Source organism: Cellvibrio japonicus Ueda107, assembly GCF_000019225.1.
Lineage (GTDB): Bacteria > Pseudomonadota > Gammaproteobacteria > Pseudomonadales > Cellvibrionaceae > Cellvibrio > Cellvibrio japonicus.
In genome coordinates this window covers 762,032-776,509 of record NC_010995.1, presented here as the reverse complement: position 1 = coordinate 776,509, position 14,478 = coordinate 762,032, and the positions used below count along the sequence as shown (strand labels likewise).

The 14,478-nt window shown below is 50.6% G+C and carries 12 protein-coding genes; 9 read left to right on the top strand and 3 right to left on the bottom strand.

Annotated features, from left to right (window positions below; all coding sequences use genetic code 11):
• Positions 1-6: 6 nt before the first annotated feature.
• The 5 genes from CJA_RS03115 to CJA_RS18950 are packed head-to-tail and all read left to right on the top strand — an operon-like array spanning position 7 to position 8,093.
• Entirely contained in the window at positions 7-1,479 is a 1,473-nt protein-coding gene (locus tag CJA_RS03115; protein WP_012486315.1) for a type I restriction-modification system subunit M, read from the top strand.
• Entirely contained in the window at positions 1,476-2,534 is a 1,059-nt protein-coding gene (locus CJA_RS03110; RefSeq protein ID WP_012486314.1) for a virulence RhuM family protein, read from the top strand. Before CJA_RS03115 ends, CJA_RS03110 begins: the two co-directional genes overlap by 4 nt.
• Complete coding sequence (locus CJA_RS03105; RefSeq protein WP_012486313.1) at positions 2,527-4,914, top strand: restriction endonuclease subunit S; 2,388 nt, start codon at positions 2,527-2,529, stop codon at positions 4,912-4,914. Before CJA_RS03110 ends, CJA_RS03105 begins: the two co-directional genes overlap by 8 nt.
• Before the next feature lie 54 nt (positions 4,915-4,968).
• On the top strand, positions 4,969-6,840 hold the full coding sequence (locus CJA_RS03100) for an SIR2 family protein (RefSeq protein ID WP_012486312.1): 1,872 nt from the start codon (positions 4,969-4,971) through the stop codon (positions 6,838-6,840).
• Positions 6,837-8,093 carry an argonaute/piwi family protein gene (locus CJA_RS18950; protein WP_012486311.1) on the top strand — a complete coding sequence of 419 codons (1,257 nt, stop codon included), beginning with the start codon at positions 6,837-6,839 and terminating at the stop codon, positions 8,091-8,093. Before CJA_RS03100 ends, CJA_RS18950 begins: the two co-directional genes overlap by 4 nt.
• Here CJA_RS18950 and CJA_RS03095 read toward each other — a convergent pair.
• Positions 7,981-9,132, bottom strand: a complete 1,152-nt coding sequence (locus CJA_RS03095; protein WP_012485938.1) for an IS4-like element ISCja2 family transposase — start codon at positions 9,130-9,132, stop codon at positions 7,981-7,983. The two genes, CJA_RS18950 and CJA_RS03095, sit on opposite strands and share 113 nt — an antisense overlap.
• Between CJA_RS03095 and CJA_RS18945 the strand changes: the two genes are divergently transcribed.
• Both CJA_RS18945 and CJA_RS03090 read left to right on the top strand, forming a co-directional pair.
• Positions 9,126-9,575, top strand: a complete 450-nt coding sequence (locus CJA_RS18945) for an argonaute/piwi family protein (protein WP_202944175.1) — start codon at positions 9,126-9,128, stop codon at positions 9,573-9,575. The two genes, CJA_RS03095 and CJA_RS18945, sit on opposite strands and share 7 nt — an antisense overlap.
• A gap of 169 nt (positions 9,576-9,744) precedes the next feature.
• A complete protein-coding gene (locus tag CJA_RS03090) occupies positions 9,745-10,095 on the top strand; it encodes a hypothetical protein (RefSeq protein WP_041550987.1) in 351 nt (116 codons plus the stop codon).
• 12 nt (positions 10,096-10,107) lie between these two features.
• Here the strand turns inward: CJA_RS03090 and CJA_RS03085 are convergent, their stop codons facing one another.
• A complete protein-coding gene (locus tag CJA_RS03085; RefSeq protein WP_012486310.1) occupies positions 10,108-11,943 on the bottom strand; it encodes a 3'-5' exonuclease in 1,836 nt (611 codons plus the stop codon).
• A gap of 137 nt (positions 11,944-12,080) precedes the next feature.
• Between CJA_RS03085 and CJA_RS03080 the strand changes: the two genes are divergently transcribed.
• Together CJA_RS03080 and CJA_RS03075 are read left to right on the top strand one after the other, a co-directional pair.
• Positions 12,081-12,821 (top strand): META and DUF4377 domain-containing protein, encoded by a 741-nt coding sequence (locus CJA_RS03080; RefSeq protein ID WP_049765392.1) that lies wholly within the window; start codon positions 12,081-12,083, stop codon positions 12,819-12,821.
• A 152-nt stretch (positions 12,822-12,973) separates the two neighbouring features.
• Entirely contained in the window at positions 12,974-13,645 is a 672-nt protein-coding gene (locus CJA_RS03075) for a MarC family NAAT transporter (RefSeq protein WP_012486308.1), read from the top strand.
• Between the two features lie 186 nt (positions 13,646-13,831).
• Here the strand turns inward: CJA_RS03075 and CJA_RS03070 are convergent, their stop codons facing one another.
• Positions 13,832-14,374, bottom strand: a complete 543-nt coding sequence (locus CJA_RS03070; protein WP_012486307.1) for a PEP-CTERM sorting domain-containing protein — start codon at positions 14,372-14,374, stop codon at positions 13,832-13,834.
• Positions 14,375-14,478: the final 104 nt, after the last annotated feature.

The window sequence follows — 14,478 nt, the reverse complement described above, 5'->3', positions numbered from 1 at the left end:
CCCTTAATGTCACTTGCCACATTGATCAAATCTATTCAGGACATCATGCGTAAAGATGTAGGCGTCGATGGCGACGCCCAACGTATCAGCCAAATGTGCTGGCTCTTATTCTTGAAAATCTATGACGACAAAGAACAGGAATGGGAGCTCACCCATGCCGACTACAAATCCCCGCTGCAAAAGCGTTTCCGCTGGAGCAATTGGGCCAAAGACCCGGAAGGCATGACTGGCGAAGAGCTGATCGATTTCGTCAACAACAACCTGTTCCCGGCATTGAAGCAACTGGCCACCAAAGCAGGTGTTTCCGAGCACGGACGTGTCATCGGTTCGGTATTCGAAGACGCCTACAACTACATGAAATCCGGCACCTTGCTGCGTCAGGTCATCAATACCATTGAAGACGATGTAGACTTCAATAAATCCAACGACCGCCACCTGTTCAACGACATCTACGAAAAAATCCTTGCCGACCTGCAATCGGCAGGCAATGCCGGGGAGTACTACACGCCGCGCGCTGTAACCCAATTTATTGTCGATACCATAAACCCGCAACTGGGCGAAAGTATTTTCGACCCTGCCTGCGGCACGGGTGGTTTTCTCACCTGCGCCATCGAGCACCTGAAGTCGCAAGCCAAAACCACCGCCGACAAGAAGCGCCTGCAAAAAAGCATTCACGGTGTCGAGAAAAAACCGCTGCCGCACATGCTGGCCATCACCAATATGATGCTGCACGGTATTGAAGTGCCCACCCAGATTCGCCACGACAATACTCTCTCGCGCCCCTACAAAGACTACGGCCCCCGCGACCGGGTGGACATCATCATTACCAACCCGCCGTTCGGCGGCATGGAAGAAGACGGCATCGAGAAAAACTTCCTCGCCAAACACCAGACCCGCGAAACCGCCGACCTGTTTATGGCACTGATCATGCACCTGTTAAAGCCCACAGGTAGAGCTGCCGTGGTATTACCCGATGGCTTTCTATTTGGAGAAGGCGTAAAAACCACTCTCAAGCGCGAACTGCTGGAAGACTTCAACCTGCACACCATCGTACGTCTGCCCAAAGGCGTGTTCGCTCCCTACACCAGCATCGCCACCAACATCCTGTTTTTTGAAAAAGGCGGCCCCACCAAGGATGTCTGGTTCTTCGAGCATCCCTACCCCGAAGGCTACAAAAGCTACTCCCGCTCCAAGCCGCTCACCATCGGCGAGTTTGACCTGGAAAAAAAATGGTGGGGCGGCGCCGAACGCAAACGCCGCAAAACCACCGAGCATGCCTGGAAGGTATCCGCCAAAGACATTGCCGAACGCAACTACAACCTGGACTGCAAGAACCCCCATGAAGTCACCGTTGAGCACGGCGACCCTGACGAACTCATGGCCGAATATTTGGACATCACCCGCCAGCTTCAGGCCGCCCAGCAAGCGCTGAAAACCGAACTGCTGGCCGCCCTCAAGGCCACCGGGGGCAAGGCATGACTCGCAAGCAACAACCCGGCAAGGAGACGTCCATCACCCGCTCCTCCGCCGCCGAATATCTGACCTTCGTGGCTGCCAGCGGCCAGGGGGGCGTGGAAGCGGTCTACGCGAACGAAAGCATCTGGCTGAGCCAGAAAATGATGGCCACGCTCTATGACGTGGAAGTCCCCACCATCAACTATCACCTGAAAAAGATCTTTCAGGACAAAGAGTTACAGGAAGAGGCAGTTATTAGAAAATTTCGAATAACTGCTTCCGATGGCAAAACCTACAATACCGGGCACTACCAACTCCCGGCCATCATCGCTGTGGGCTACAAAGTCAACTCCGAACGCGCCGTGCAGTTCCGCAAATGGGCCACCGGTATCATCGAGCAATACACCCTCAAAGCCTGGGTGATGGACGATGAACGCCTCAAAAGCGGCGGCTCCCTCCTGACGGAACAGTATTTTGAAGAGCAACTGCAACGCATCCGCGAGATTCGCCTCTCCGAGCGCAAGTTCTACCAGAAGATTACTGACATCTACACCACAGCGATTGATTACGATGTGACGGCACAAGCCACCCAGCGTTTCTTTGCCACTGTGCAGAACAAACTGCACTGGGCCATCCACGGCCAGACAGCGGCGGAGGTGATCGTCAACCGCGCCGACGCCGAAAAGCCACACATGGGCCTGACCAACTGGAAAGACGCACCACATGGCAAAATCCAGAAGTTCGATGTGGTGGTGGCCAAAAACTACCTGACCGAACATGAAATGGCGCAACTGACGCGACTGGTAAACGCCTACCTGGATGTGGCCGAAGACATGGCGCTACGCAAAATCCCCATGACCATGCAGGATTGGGAAACCCGCCTGAGCCGCTTTATCGCCGCCACCGACCGGGAAGTCCTGCAAGACGCAGGCAGGATCACGGCAGAAATTGCCAAGGCCCACGCCGAAAGCGAATTCGAGAAATACCGCATCGTGCAGGACCGCCTGTTCGAAAGCGACTTCGACCGTCTGATTAACCAAATGAAAACCCTGCAAAAACCCGAGGGCGAGCATGAATAAGCACACCGCCCGATTGCTGGAACAGCACTTCGACACTGCCTTCTCTGCACCCGATGGCATCAAAAAGCTGCGTGAACTGATCTTGACGCTGGCCATGCAGGGCAAGCTGGTACCGCAAGACCCAAACGACCAGCCTGCCAGTGAATTGCTCTTAGAGATCGAAGCCGAGAAACAGCAGTTGGTAAAGGAAGGTAAGATCAAGAAACCCAAACCCTTGCCGCCGGTGACGGACGAGGAAAAACCTTATGCATTGCCGCAGGGGTGGGAGTGGGTGCGACTTGGAGAGTTGGCTGAGATTATTCGAGGCGTCACATACTCAAAAAGTCAATCTAATGAAATTCGTTTTCACGATTCAGTAGAATTGCTTAGAGCGAACAATATTCAAGAGATTATAAATTTTCAAGGAACAGTTTTTGTTCCATCTTCACTGGTTAGTGAATCCCAGAAGATAAAAAATGGCGATATCCTCATTGCGATGTCGAGCGGTTCCCCTCACTTAGTCGGAAAAGCTGCGCAGTTTGAATCAAACAGGGAATGTACCTTCGGCGCATTCTGTGCCGTTATACGGCCACGATGCACTTTATTATTTGAATATTTCCGTGTTTTCAGTCAAACCCCTTTATATCGAAGTCAAACAAGGCAAGAGGGGAAGGGCATCGGGATTCAAAATCTCAACAAAGAGGCTCTTGAAAACCTACTTGTGGCGGCACCACCATTGAACGAACAACACCGTATCATCGCCAAAATCGACGAACTGATGACCCGCTGCGACGAGCTAGAAAAGCTGCGCGCTGCCCAGCAGGAAAAGCGCCGAACCGTCCACGCAGCTGCCATCAAACAACTGCTGAATATCGCCGACCCCGAGCAACACCAACACGCCCAGTCCTTTCTCGCCGAACACTTCGGCGAGCTTTACACTGTCAAGGAAAACGTCGCCGAACTGCGCAAGGCCATCCTGCAACTGGCCGTGATGGGAAAACTCGTCCCACAAAACCCGAACGACCAACCCGCCAGCGAACTGCTGAAAGAAATCGAGGCCGAGAAACAGCGGTTGGTAGAGGAAGGCAAGATCAAGAAACCCAAACCCTTTCCGCCGGTGTCGGACGAGGAAAAACCTTATGCGTTGCCGCAGGGATGGGAGTGGGTACGTGTAATCGACATTGTTGATGTGGGTACTGGCTCAACCCCTGCAACAACAAACAAGGATTATTATGGTGGAGAGATACCTTGGTACACCAGCTCTGCAACGAACAAGCTTTTTACCGAAAAGCCGGAAACCTACATTACAGAAAAGGCGTTAAAGGAAACAAACTGCAAAATTTTCCCTTCTGGCTCGCTAATTATCGCACTATATGGGCAAGGAAAAACGAGAGGTCAGATTAGTGAGCTTTCGATTGCTGGAGCCACAAACCAAGCGATTGCAGCTATGGTTTTTTATGGCTCATCTTCTGGTACAAAGAAATATCTTAAGTATTTCTTCATAAAAATTTATGAAGAAATACGGAAAATAGCAGAAGGGGCTGCACAGCCCAACCTGAATGTTGGCAAGATAAAGGAAACATTAGTCCCTCTCCCTCCACTTTCCGAACAAAATCGCATCGTCACCAAGATCGATGAGCTGATGGTCTTCTGCGATACACTGGATCAGCAAATTAATATCGCAACCAGCAAACAGTCCGAACTGCTAAACGCTTTGATGCATGTCCAATCGCAAAGCACCGCAGAGAAAGAACACCAACCTGCATCGCCTTCACAAGCTCAGGCTATTGACCTGACCAGCTACCGCGCCGCCATTGGTTGCTACGCAGTCAAAAAACTCGCCAATGCCAGATACTTTGGTCGAACCGCTGCCGCTAAAGCAGCCTATCTGGCGCAGGCTCATGCGGGATTGAAACTGAACCTGCAACCCGAACGCGAAGCCGCCGGGCCGCTGGATAAATGGATTTATGATTTCGAGCAGCAAGGTCAGGCTAAGCACTGGTTCGAGGTAAATGAAAAGACTTTAGCAAACGGCAGGACAAAGACGGAATACCGCTGCCTGCCCGCCTTATCAGAGCCTGCCCAAAAGGCAGAGTCCCTGATGTCACCGGAGCAGAAAGCTGAATTCGACCACCTGATCTACTCACTGGCCGACAAGACCACCGAGCAGGTCGAGATCATCGCCACACTCTTCGCCGTCTGGAACGATTTCCTGATCGACGGCATCCAGCCCACCAATGAGCAGATCATCACCGACTTGCGCGAAAACTGGCATGAAAGCAAGGCGCGTTTTTCACCTGCTGAACTGAAACAATGGCTGGACTGGCTGCGCAAGGAAAACCTCGTCCCTCGCGGGCTGCCACCCAGAACAGTGCAGCAATCCCGAATGGATTTTAATTAACGGCTAATTGTTAAATGGTTCGGGAAAAAACTCTTCAAACAAGGAGGCACTCGAATGATCAAGACACTGACTGGACAACAATTTGCCAGCACCTTCTGTTTGAGGCCAGAACAGTTCGCTTGGTTTCTCGGTGCCGGAGCTTCGGCTTCGGCGGGTATTCCGACCGGCTACTCGATGATTCTTGATTTCAAGAAGCACTTGTTCTGTCAACTGTCCAAGATCAGCCCCCGCGAAGTGGATGCCAATGACCCCTTGTGGCAGCAACGCATCGACCTGTTCTTCAGCACACGCTCGGAATTGCCGCCACCGGATGATCCGACGGAGTACGCCAAGGCTTTCGAGGCGGTATACCCAACGGCGGAGGCTCGCCGCCTCTACATCGAGAAAGCGGTCACAATGGGTACGCCTTCCTTTGCGCACCGCGTACTTGCCGCGCTATTGACGACCCGCCGTATTCCCTGCGCTTTCACCACCAATTTCGACCAATTGATCGAAACAGCAACTACATTGACTGATCAGTTGGTATCGCCGGGTGATCGGGCAAATATGACAACTGCAGCCATCGACAATGCAGAGCGCGCGGAACGTTGTTTGCGCGAGTCCCACTGGCCATTTCTGGCCAAGCTACATGGTGACTTCCAGTCGGTTGAACTGAAGAATACCACCGACGAGCTGAAAGAACAGGATGCCCGGATGCGGCGTGTTCTGGGTGCTGCCTGTGCGCGTTTCGGGCTGGTCATCGTCGGTTACAGCGGACGTGACGAGTCGATCATGGCCGCGTTAACCCAAGCCTTGGCACAGCCGAGCGCCTTCCCCGGAGGCATCTACTGGGTAACGCGTTCAGCCAATTCTATCCTGCCCGCAGTCAGAGCCTTGCTTGAGAAGGCGGCTCAAGCTGGGGTGACGGCAGTTCTTGTCGAGTCACCCACGTTTGATGAACTGGCCGGAGACATCGTTGACGGAATCAATCTGCCAGACGCCCTATTGCCGTATGTTCAAGAGTCTCGCCCGGCTCCGATATTGGCAGAGTTGCCACTACCTACACGAGAGCATCGCAGCTTCCCAGTATTGCAGTGTTCGGCAATACCTATTCTCTCCATGCCGCAATATGCCCGTCGCATTGAAATCAATACAGCAATCACGACAGCCCGCGCTCGGGAACTGGTACGTGAGGTGCGAGCAAAAGCTGTTGTGGCCAGCATCGGGCGGGAAATTGCTGCTTTTGGTGCTGATGCAGAATTACTCAAAGCCTTCGCGCCGGTCGGAGGGCGGATTGCTGGCACTATTGAACTCCATCCTGATACCGATAGCTGGGCCTTGGGGTTACTTTACGATGCTTTAATCTGGGCACTCAGCAGACGAAAGCCGTTACTGCCGAAGTTACGGCGCAAAGGGCACGCACTCATCGTTGCCAGCGGTCTGCCCACGGATAGCCCGGAGCGGGTGGCCTCGCGCAAAGAGCAGTTGTCATGCCTCCATCAGGCGTATTCAGCACCATTGACAGGTCAAGTGGATGGTTATGATTATCCCTACAACGAAGGTGTGCAGATCCGGCTTGAGCATGTGACAGACCGATGGTGGTGTGCGTTCGAGCCCTTCACCTATGTTGAATTACCTCACACGGACAGCGGAGGTGATGCAGATCATGAGGCAGATAACAATGCCAGCTCTTTCGTACACCGTACAAATCCTGTGATGGACTGGCAGCGCGAACGCTGGGCAGGACGACGAAACAGGGAATGGGCTCGTATTATCGCCGAATGGGCCAGGCTTTTGCCAAGTGGCAACAAGGAGGGCGTCATCAGAGCGATTGATCTTAGAGAAGACGCAGGTCCAGGACAGGATGCGGAGTTCCAGCTATCGCCCATCACCGCGTGGAGCCGGCCCAGCCATGAACATAGTTATTTCCAACGGAGCGGACGATGAATATTTATGACACATCGAAACTACCCCCGTTCTCTTTGCTGGATGAGCCTCTGCTGACTTTCAATCCGGAAGATACATCACTGGATGTAAACCCCTTGCGGGGCCTCGACCGTTATGGAGGCTACAGCAGTGCTGTATTTTCGACTTATACGCCTGAGTTGCGCATTGCAACCATAGGACCTGCCAGTGGATGGGAGCATTTGCGTGGATTGGTCAACATCCTAAGAACCACCCATGCTCCCAGTGACCGAAAACAGTATGTTCCCGAATTCCGGGGATTTGAACATACATTTGGTGTTCCATTGGTTGCCGCCAAGACAAGCGATGCACATATACGATTACCGGATGACATCGAATCGCTGGAGCCAGAAGGTCCACCATCTACCCGCCTGTTAAATGCATTAAGTACAGGCATGCAACATCTGTCATTAATACGTGACCAATTTGATGTGGTGTTGGTGCACTTACCCGATGCCTGGCAAATCGGCTTTCGTGCTTTCGGTTTTGATGCACACGATACACTCAAGGCAATCGGTGCAAGTCATGGTATTCCAACCCAGGTTATTAATGATCGTGTCTTCAAGTTTCCCTATAAAGCATCGTTAGCGTGGCGCCTTTCCATTGCGCTTTATGTAAAGGCTGGCGGCATTCCATGGAAGTTGGCTCCCTTGAAAGGTGTGCCGGATAATACGGCATATATCGGACTGGCTTATGCACTAAGAGGGGACCCCAAAACAGCCCATTATGTCACCTGCTGTTCACAAGTTTTTGATGCCGATGGCGGCGGCATGCAGTTTGTCGCCTTCGAAGCGCGTGACCCGGTTAAGGATGTTGATGAAGCTCGTCGAAATCCCTTCCTCAGCCGAAGCGATATGCGAGCGGTACTCGCGCGTAGCCTTAATTTGTATCAAAGCCGTAATGGCGGCTTGCTTCCCCGTCGTTTAGTCGTCCACAAAACGACCTCTTTCAAACCAGAGGAGTTGGAAGGTGCTTTGGATGCACTTTCTGCTATTCAGGAAGTTGAGTGTGTGGAGGTATCCAGCTATGCAGGATGGCGCGGTGTTTGGTTACAGCACAGCCGTAATCCAACACCCCAGCAAAAAAGCGAGCCTGATGGCCACTGCTGTCCCATAGTTCTACTCATAAGGCGAGCCTCATTTGAGGCTCGCTTTTTTTATGATTCGGCGGGTCCGGTATCAGGATGCTTTTTAGACTCCTACGCTCAAACAAATTTAACTGAATTACCCTCATGATCCGTTGAACTGTCCATCCCGCTTTAGTGCTGTGACGCGAAAATGCCAACAATAGATACGTAATCATGGCAATCCAAATTTGTGTTAACACCGCATTTCTTGAAGTGCCCACAAACGCTTTGATCTTCAGGTTTTGTTTGATCGCTTTGAAGAACAACTCCACCTGCCAGCGATCCTTATAAATCGCTGCAATTGTGGCCGCCGCCAGCTGAAAGTTGTTGGTGAGAAACTCATAGAATTTGCCGGTTGTTGCGTCACGATAGCCAATTCGACGCAACTTCGGTGCGCCGCGTTTGATCGCATGAGCGCTGGATAATTGAATGACCTGATCACTGATAATACCTTTGCTGCTGTCGGCATAGCGACGTTCTTCCACGCGATAGACGGCTTTGGCGCGCAAGCGGGTTACAAAGAAAACTCCTTTATCTGTCAATAACTTAAACCAGCGGTAATCCACGTAGCCTTTATCAAACGCAACGATGCTGCCTTTGGGAAAATCAAATTTTCGTCCCTCAATCATGTCGTTTTCCTGGCCATCACTGAGTGCGACAAACTCCGGCACTTGGGTGCCATGATTCAGGCCAACACTTAATTTTACATTTGCTGTGTCATCTCGATGCGCCGCCCAGGGAAATACCGACAGCGATAAATCAATCGCGCTGGCATCAAGGGAGTACAGCGGATTTTTAAACTGGAATTTGTGTTTGCCCTGCATGGATTTACAGCGGTGAAGCAGACGAGCAAATACGTGTTTGTAGAGTTCGGCGGGCTGTACTTCGTTGATTCGTGCCAACGTTGAACGGGCTATTGGCTTGGCACCGAGATGATAAAGTTTATGCTGCTGTGCTTCGAGATTGGATTGAATATCACGCAAGCTTTGGCGGCCAGAGAGCTGCGACATGGCCATGCCGACAAATTGATCCCAGCGGGTGGCCGAGCGCAATTTTTGGCCGACATGATGCTTTTTAGCTTCCGCTTCAAATTCATGTCTCGATAAAGGTTTGAGTAGTTGATGAAATGCGGTGTTAGAATGTGACAAAGCCTGTTTTCCTTTGTTTTACCAATGTTTGGTCGCACTTACATTGTATCAACTTGGAAAACAGGCTTTTCTTTTATCTACAAACTATGGGACAGCAGTGGCCTGATGGCTACCCTGTTCCACGAGGCACTATGTTGCAACGCTCGGGAAACTCAGCATTAGTTTGGGTTGCTGGCAACTCACCCGCTGCTGCGTCGCGAGGAGACTATTATCAAGGTGGAAAAAGCATTCCTCGTCCAATCAATCTTGTTCGCCATGCAGGTATAGGGCCGATTGAGTTGACCGCACTGGAAACACTCGCGCTGACAAAGATGGATTGGAATAATGATGCCCTGTACGATCCTGTCCCGGTCACGATTCGATATTCACAACGATTGGCAAGGACCATCGCCAATGTTCCAACGCTGCCTGGGAATGCTTATCCCTATCGATTGTTCATGTAGGAATCATGCGGCCAATACTATCATTCACAATTGACTGAGATAAATCATGATTTCTGAAACTGAACTTTGGCAAAGCTATCTTATGAAAACAGCGGACAAGCTGTTAAGGCGTATGCTTCAAAAAAGATGATCAAACAGGTCCATATTTACTTTAGAAAAAGAGTTATTTTTGGGGTTTTTTACTGTCCGGAAATTTATAGAGCTCAACAAAGTTTCTGCTGAGTTTAAAGCAAAAAAATACACCGTATCGGTTTTTCCACATAAAGAACTTTCTCAAGATGAGGCGGACACTATCCTTCCTTACGAACCAGACTCGTCCAAGTCAATCAGGAAAACAGTATCGGTGACCGACATTTGCAATCAATTTATACATAGCTATCACTTGATACCTTTTGGTGGTAACGGCGTTCTTATTGGTTTTTTTGTTAATTCTACCTATCAAAGCAGGCATGGAATTTATTTGATTACGCTGTTTGACATAGTTGAAATTTACCGCCTTTGTGGTGAAAACCCTGTTTAAGCGTTCACCCCATTAATTTATGACACCCAACCGCCTCACATACGAATTCTCCCCCGACGCTGTCAACAACAGCGTCTCCTGCGCGCGGGTCATCGCCACATACAATAACCGCACCTCTTCTGCCCTTTTTTCCTCGTCATCTTGCAGTGCACCTAACTCGGCAACGATCACGCGAGGAAACTCCAAGCCTTTACTGCTGGGGCGAGTGACGAGCAGTACTTGATCGTCACTGGGATCGTATTGGCGGCGGGTTTTATTGTCGCGCATGCACAGGTTGGGAATGGCGTACAGATTCAGCTCACGCGCTAGCGCTTCACCAAAGTGGTGGTGGCAGTAAATAACGGCCATTTCGTTCCAGGCGACGCCATCGCTGTGCCATTTTTGCAGGCAGCGGCGAATAAAGGTTAATTCTTCGGGGCGATTGTTAAGCTTGCGAAATTCTGGCGCCATGCCGGACTTGCCGCCCACCTCGGGTTTTACTAAGGGGACTGAATCTTCATCGGCATCTTTTTCTTGCAGGAAATCTTTGGCGAAGTTGAAGGCGAATTGTAAAATTTCGCGGGTATTGCGGTAATTGAGCTTAAGGATACTGGTGCGGCCACGCGCCTGAATGCCAACGCTGGATAAGGTGAAGTTTAGATTGGATTTTTTCTTATAGATAGATTGCGCATCGTCGTACAGCAACAGCAGCGAGTTGGTTTCCGGGTCGATCATCTGCACAACCAACTTTAGCCATTCAGCTTCAAAGTCGTGTCCTTCGTCGATTAACACAGCGCCGTATTGCGCACGGGGAATGTGCCCCTGGTCCACGCTTTGAATTACACTCAATACCTGTCGCTCCCACACAGGCTCAGCCCCGTCTATCAGGTCGATATGGTAACTGCGCAATTGCTGCCCGCACCAGTCGTGAAAGTGATAAACCTGCACTTGCTGCTCTATACCTTTCTCACGCATAAACGCGCGCAATTTTGCCGCGAGGGATATGTTGTAGCAGAGTACAAGGATGGGTTTACTTTGTGTCCGGGCCAAATACCAGCAGCGAAAGCCCAGTATTAAGGTTTTACCTGACCCCGCCACACCATGTACTACACGATGTCCTTCGCCAAAGCTACGCGCCAGTTGCTCCTGTTGCATATCCATTACTTTCACAATATCAACAACATCCATAGCCCCACTTGCAGCCGCATCAGTTACGGCAAATAAATCGGCTGTACCTATGCGAATTTCAGGAAATAGATGGGCGCGAATACGATCAATTTGTGGCAGGCTGAGTTTTTGTGAAAATTGATAATTAAACATCGCCCACAGGCGTTGCTGGAACTCTTCGGGGTCGGTTTTTTCCAGCATTTCATCCTGGCAGATAACCAGGTGTGCGGGCAGTATGGACTCACCCTCCTCACCTAACGCCGTTTGCAATTGCTTACGCGATATATTGGTAAAAACCACGCCATAGCCATAAGGACACACTAAATTACCTTGGTGTTTTCCTTTCGGTTGAACCAAAGTTTTATCATGTTTTAATGTATTCACCACCTGATAAGCGCACTGGCGCGCCTGCTCAATTGGATTTGGTTTATTAACAGCGCCACTAGCGGTTAGCAGTGTAAATGTCTGGTGATTCATAGATTGAATTGTTGATAGCTTCCAATCCTTCACCTCCAGAAACAACAAACCTCGACCCGGATGCAAGATAATAAAATCCGGATAGCGCCGCGCTTGCCCTACGGGAACATCAAACCAACACAGATAATCGTCTTCTAATAGTTTCTCCAGGCGTTGACCAAAACGACGTTCACCCGTGGTCATTTTGGTGGTGCTGGCGTGGATATTGGGAATAATTGTGGCCATGTAGTTCTACCCTGACTACTGAATTTTTATCATCACAACATAGCGTACTGCTTTATAAATCACGAGAAAACCAGCAACTTCATCTATTTATTGCTAGTCTAGGTAATAGCCTCTTAACCCAACGTAAGGAAACCCCCATGCGTATTATTCCTTTTATGCTCGCCGTCTTAACCCTCGCTGGCTGTGCCCAGCAAGTACCCAAAAGTGATATAGATGCCCTGGGCAAATACCACTGGACGCTGGTAAATATTAACGAACGTCCAGCTTCAACGCTGGAGGCGCGTACCCAGCTGGACTTTAGCAATGGCCAGGTATCGGTTTCTGGCCTGTGTAACAACATAGCCGGCCCGGCGACCATTAAAGGCAGCCATCTGAAAATCGGCCCGCTGCGCAGCACGCTAAAAGCCTGCCTCGATAACGAGCTCTCTGCCCACGAACACTATTTCGCTAACTGGCTGCCCAACGTCAGTCACTGGGCCATCCGTCTCGACAGTGAGTCGCCTGTACTCACCCTGAGCCAGGACTCGGGTGAATACATCCACCTGCGTGGAGAGCCGACAGCGGAAACACGCTATGGCAGCCAGGGAGACATTATTTTCCTTGAAATCCAACCTTTGGTTGTCCCTTGCAACCACCCGCTTATTCCCAACTACCAGTGCCTGCAGGTGAGGGAGATTAGTTACAACGAACAGGGTATTAAAACAGCACAGGGCCCATGGCAACACTTTTACGACAGCATCCAAGGCTACCAGCATCGCAGTGATACCCGCGTGATACTGCGTATCAAACGCTATCCTATCGCCAACCCGCCAGCCGATGGTTCACGCTTTGCCTATATTCATGACCTGACCGTTGAACAGGCGCTGGTTAGCCCTTAAATCTGTCGCCATGGTTTATGCACAGTATCTGTGGATAACCACTTGAATAGCATGTAGAGCCCTGCCGCCAGGCCTTGCCAATCAAGGCGTGGCGGCAGCTGTGCTTTTTTGCAACAGGCGTTTGTATTACCCCGATGAATTGTGGAGCTGTTATGGAACTCGCCATAGCTACCGTTGTTGCTTTGCTGCCCATTATTAACCCTTTCAGCACTGCGCCCATGTTCCTCGCTATCACTGAAGGTGATACGGAAGCAGAGCGGCAGGAGCAAGCGCGCAAAGCCGTTATTTACATGATCTGTATTCTGGTGGCGTTTTTGATCGGGGGCAGTTTTATCATGCAGTTCTTTGGCCTATCGCTACCTGGCTTGCGCATTGCCGGTGGCATTCTGGTGGCCGGTGTCGGTATGCGTATGCTCTACCCCAAAGACGAACCCGAGCAAACCAAGGCCGAGCACCAGGAGTCCAAGCGCAAGCGCGATGTCTCCTTTACACCGCTGGCCATGCCCAGCCTTGCTGGACCCGGTGCTATTTCTGTGACGATTGGCTTAACTTCGCTGGCCACTAACTGGCTGCATTTTCTCGCCATTATTGCGGGGATCTTGCTGGTGGCTGTGATTGTTTATATCACCCTGCGCCTGTCCACCCGGTTAGTCGGTGTACTGGGTGTGAACGGTCTGCATGCCATGACCAAAATCATGGGATTTTTGATTTTGTGTGTGGGCGTGCAGTTTATTGTGAATGGTATCGTCGGTGTCGCCTCCAGCCCGGATATGATCGAAGGTATCCTGAAAACACTCGAATCGCTGAAAACGACCCAACAATAGGCTTTATGACATGAACGCCAAAACGCTTGCGCCCATACAACAACATTTTTCCGCACCAAACCCCAAGCATATCCCGTTGTATTCCCTCGCAACGCCCAATGGCCAAAAAGCACCATCATGCTGGAGGAACCGGGGTTGGTGTACGCGGGGCAGTGCGGGATGACAATTCCCGCCTGACCTTATATATCAAACGCGTTTACGCCAGCGGATCATCATCAACCCAAGCAAACCCACCAACAACAAAATCAAACTGCTGGATTCTGGCACCCTGGCACTAATCCCCCCAAGGTTTAATTTCACCAGGGTATTGGCATTAAACGACAGCGCGCTGAAATTGACATAGATACTGTGGGCATCGAAAAAAATACGGCTGCTATTGAGTCCTACCATATTGGAAATAGCATCCAGCGTTACGCTGGTAAAAGTCACGGTGTTGTTAATATCGCGCAGCACAATGCCATTGAAATTGGTGGTGCCCAACTTGGCGGCTATTTTGAAATCGAACACCATGGCGTTGTCGGATATATCCAGATCAAAGTAGGGAAATTGGGTGTACTCCACACCATCATCCACTACGGTAGTTCCCAGGTTTTGATAGGTTGTTGCCGTGGAGGGGAATAGGTATTTCACCTCTACAGATTCCCCGTTTAATAATCCGGCATGCGTCGTTGCACCAACCATTAACAACGCCATAGCGGTGATCAGCTTTAAAAAACGATTGATCAACATAAGATCACTCCCCAAATGCATGGCTATATAAAAAATATTTTTAAAACCATAAATGAATAAGCAATTTGTACGCCATAGCAGTAACCCGTTGATTATCATCGTAT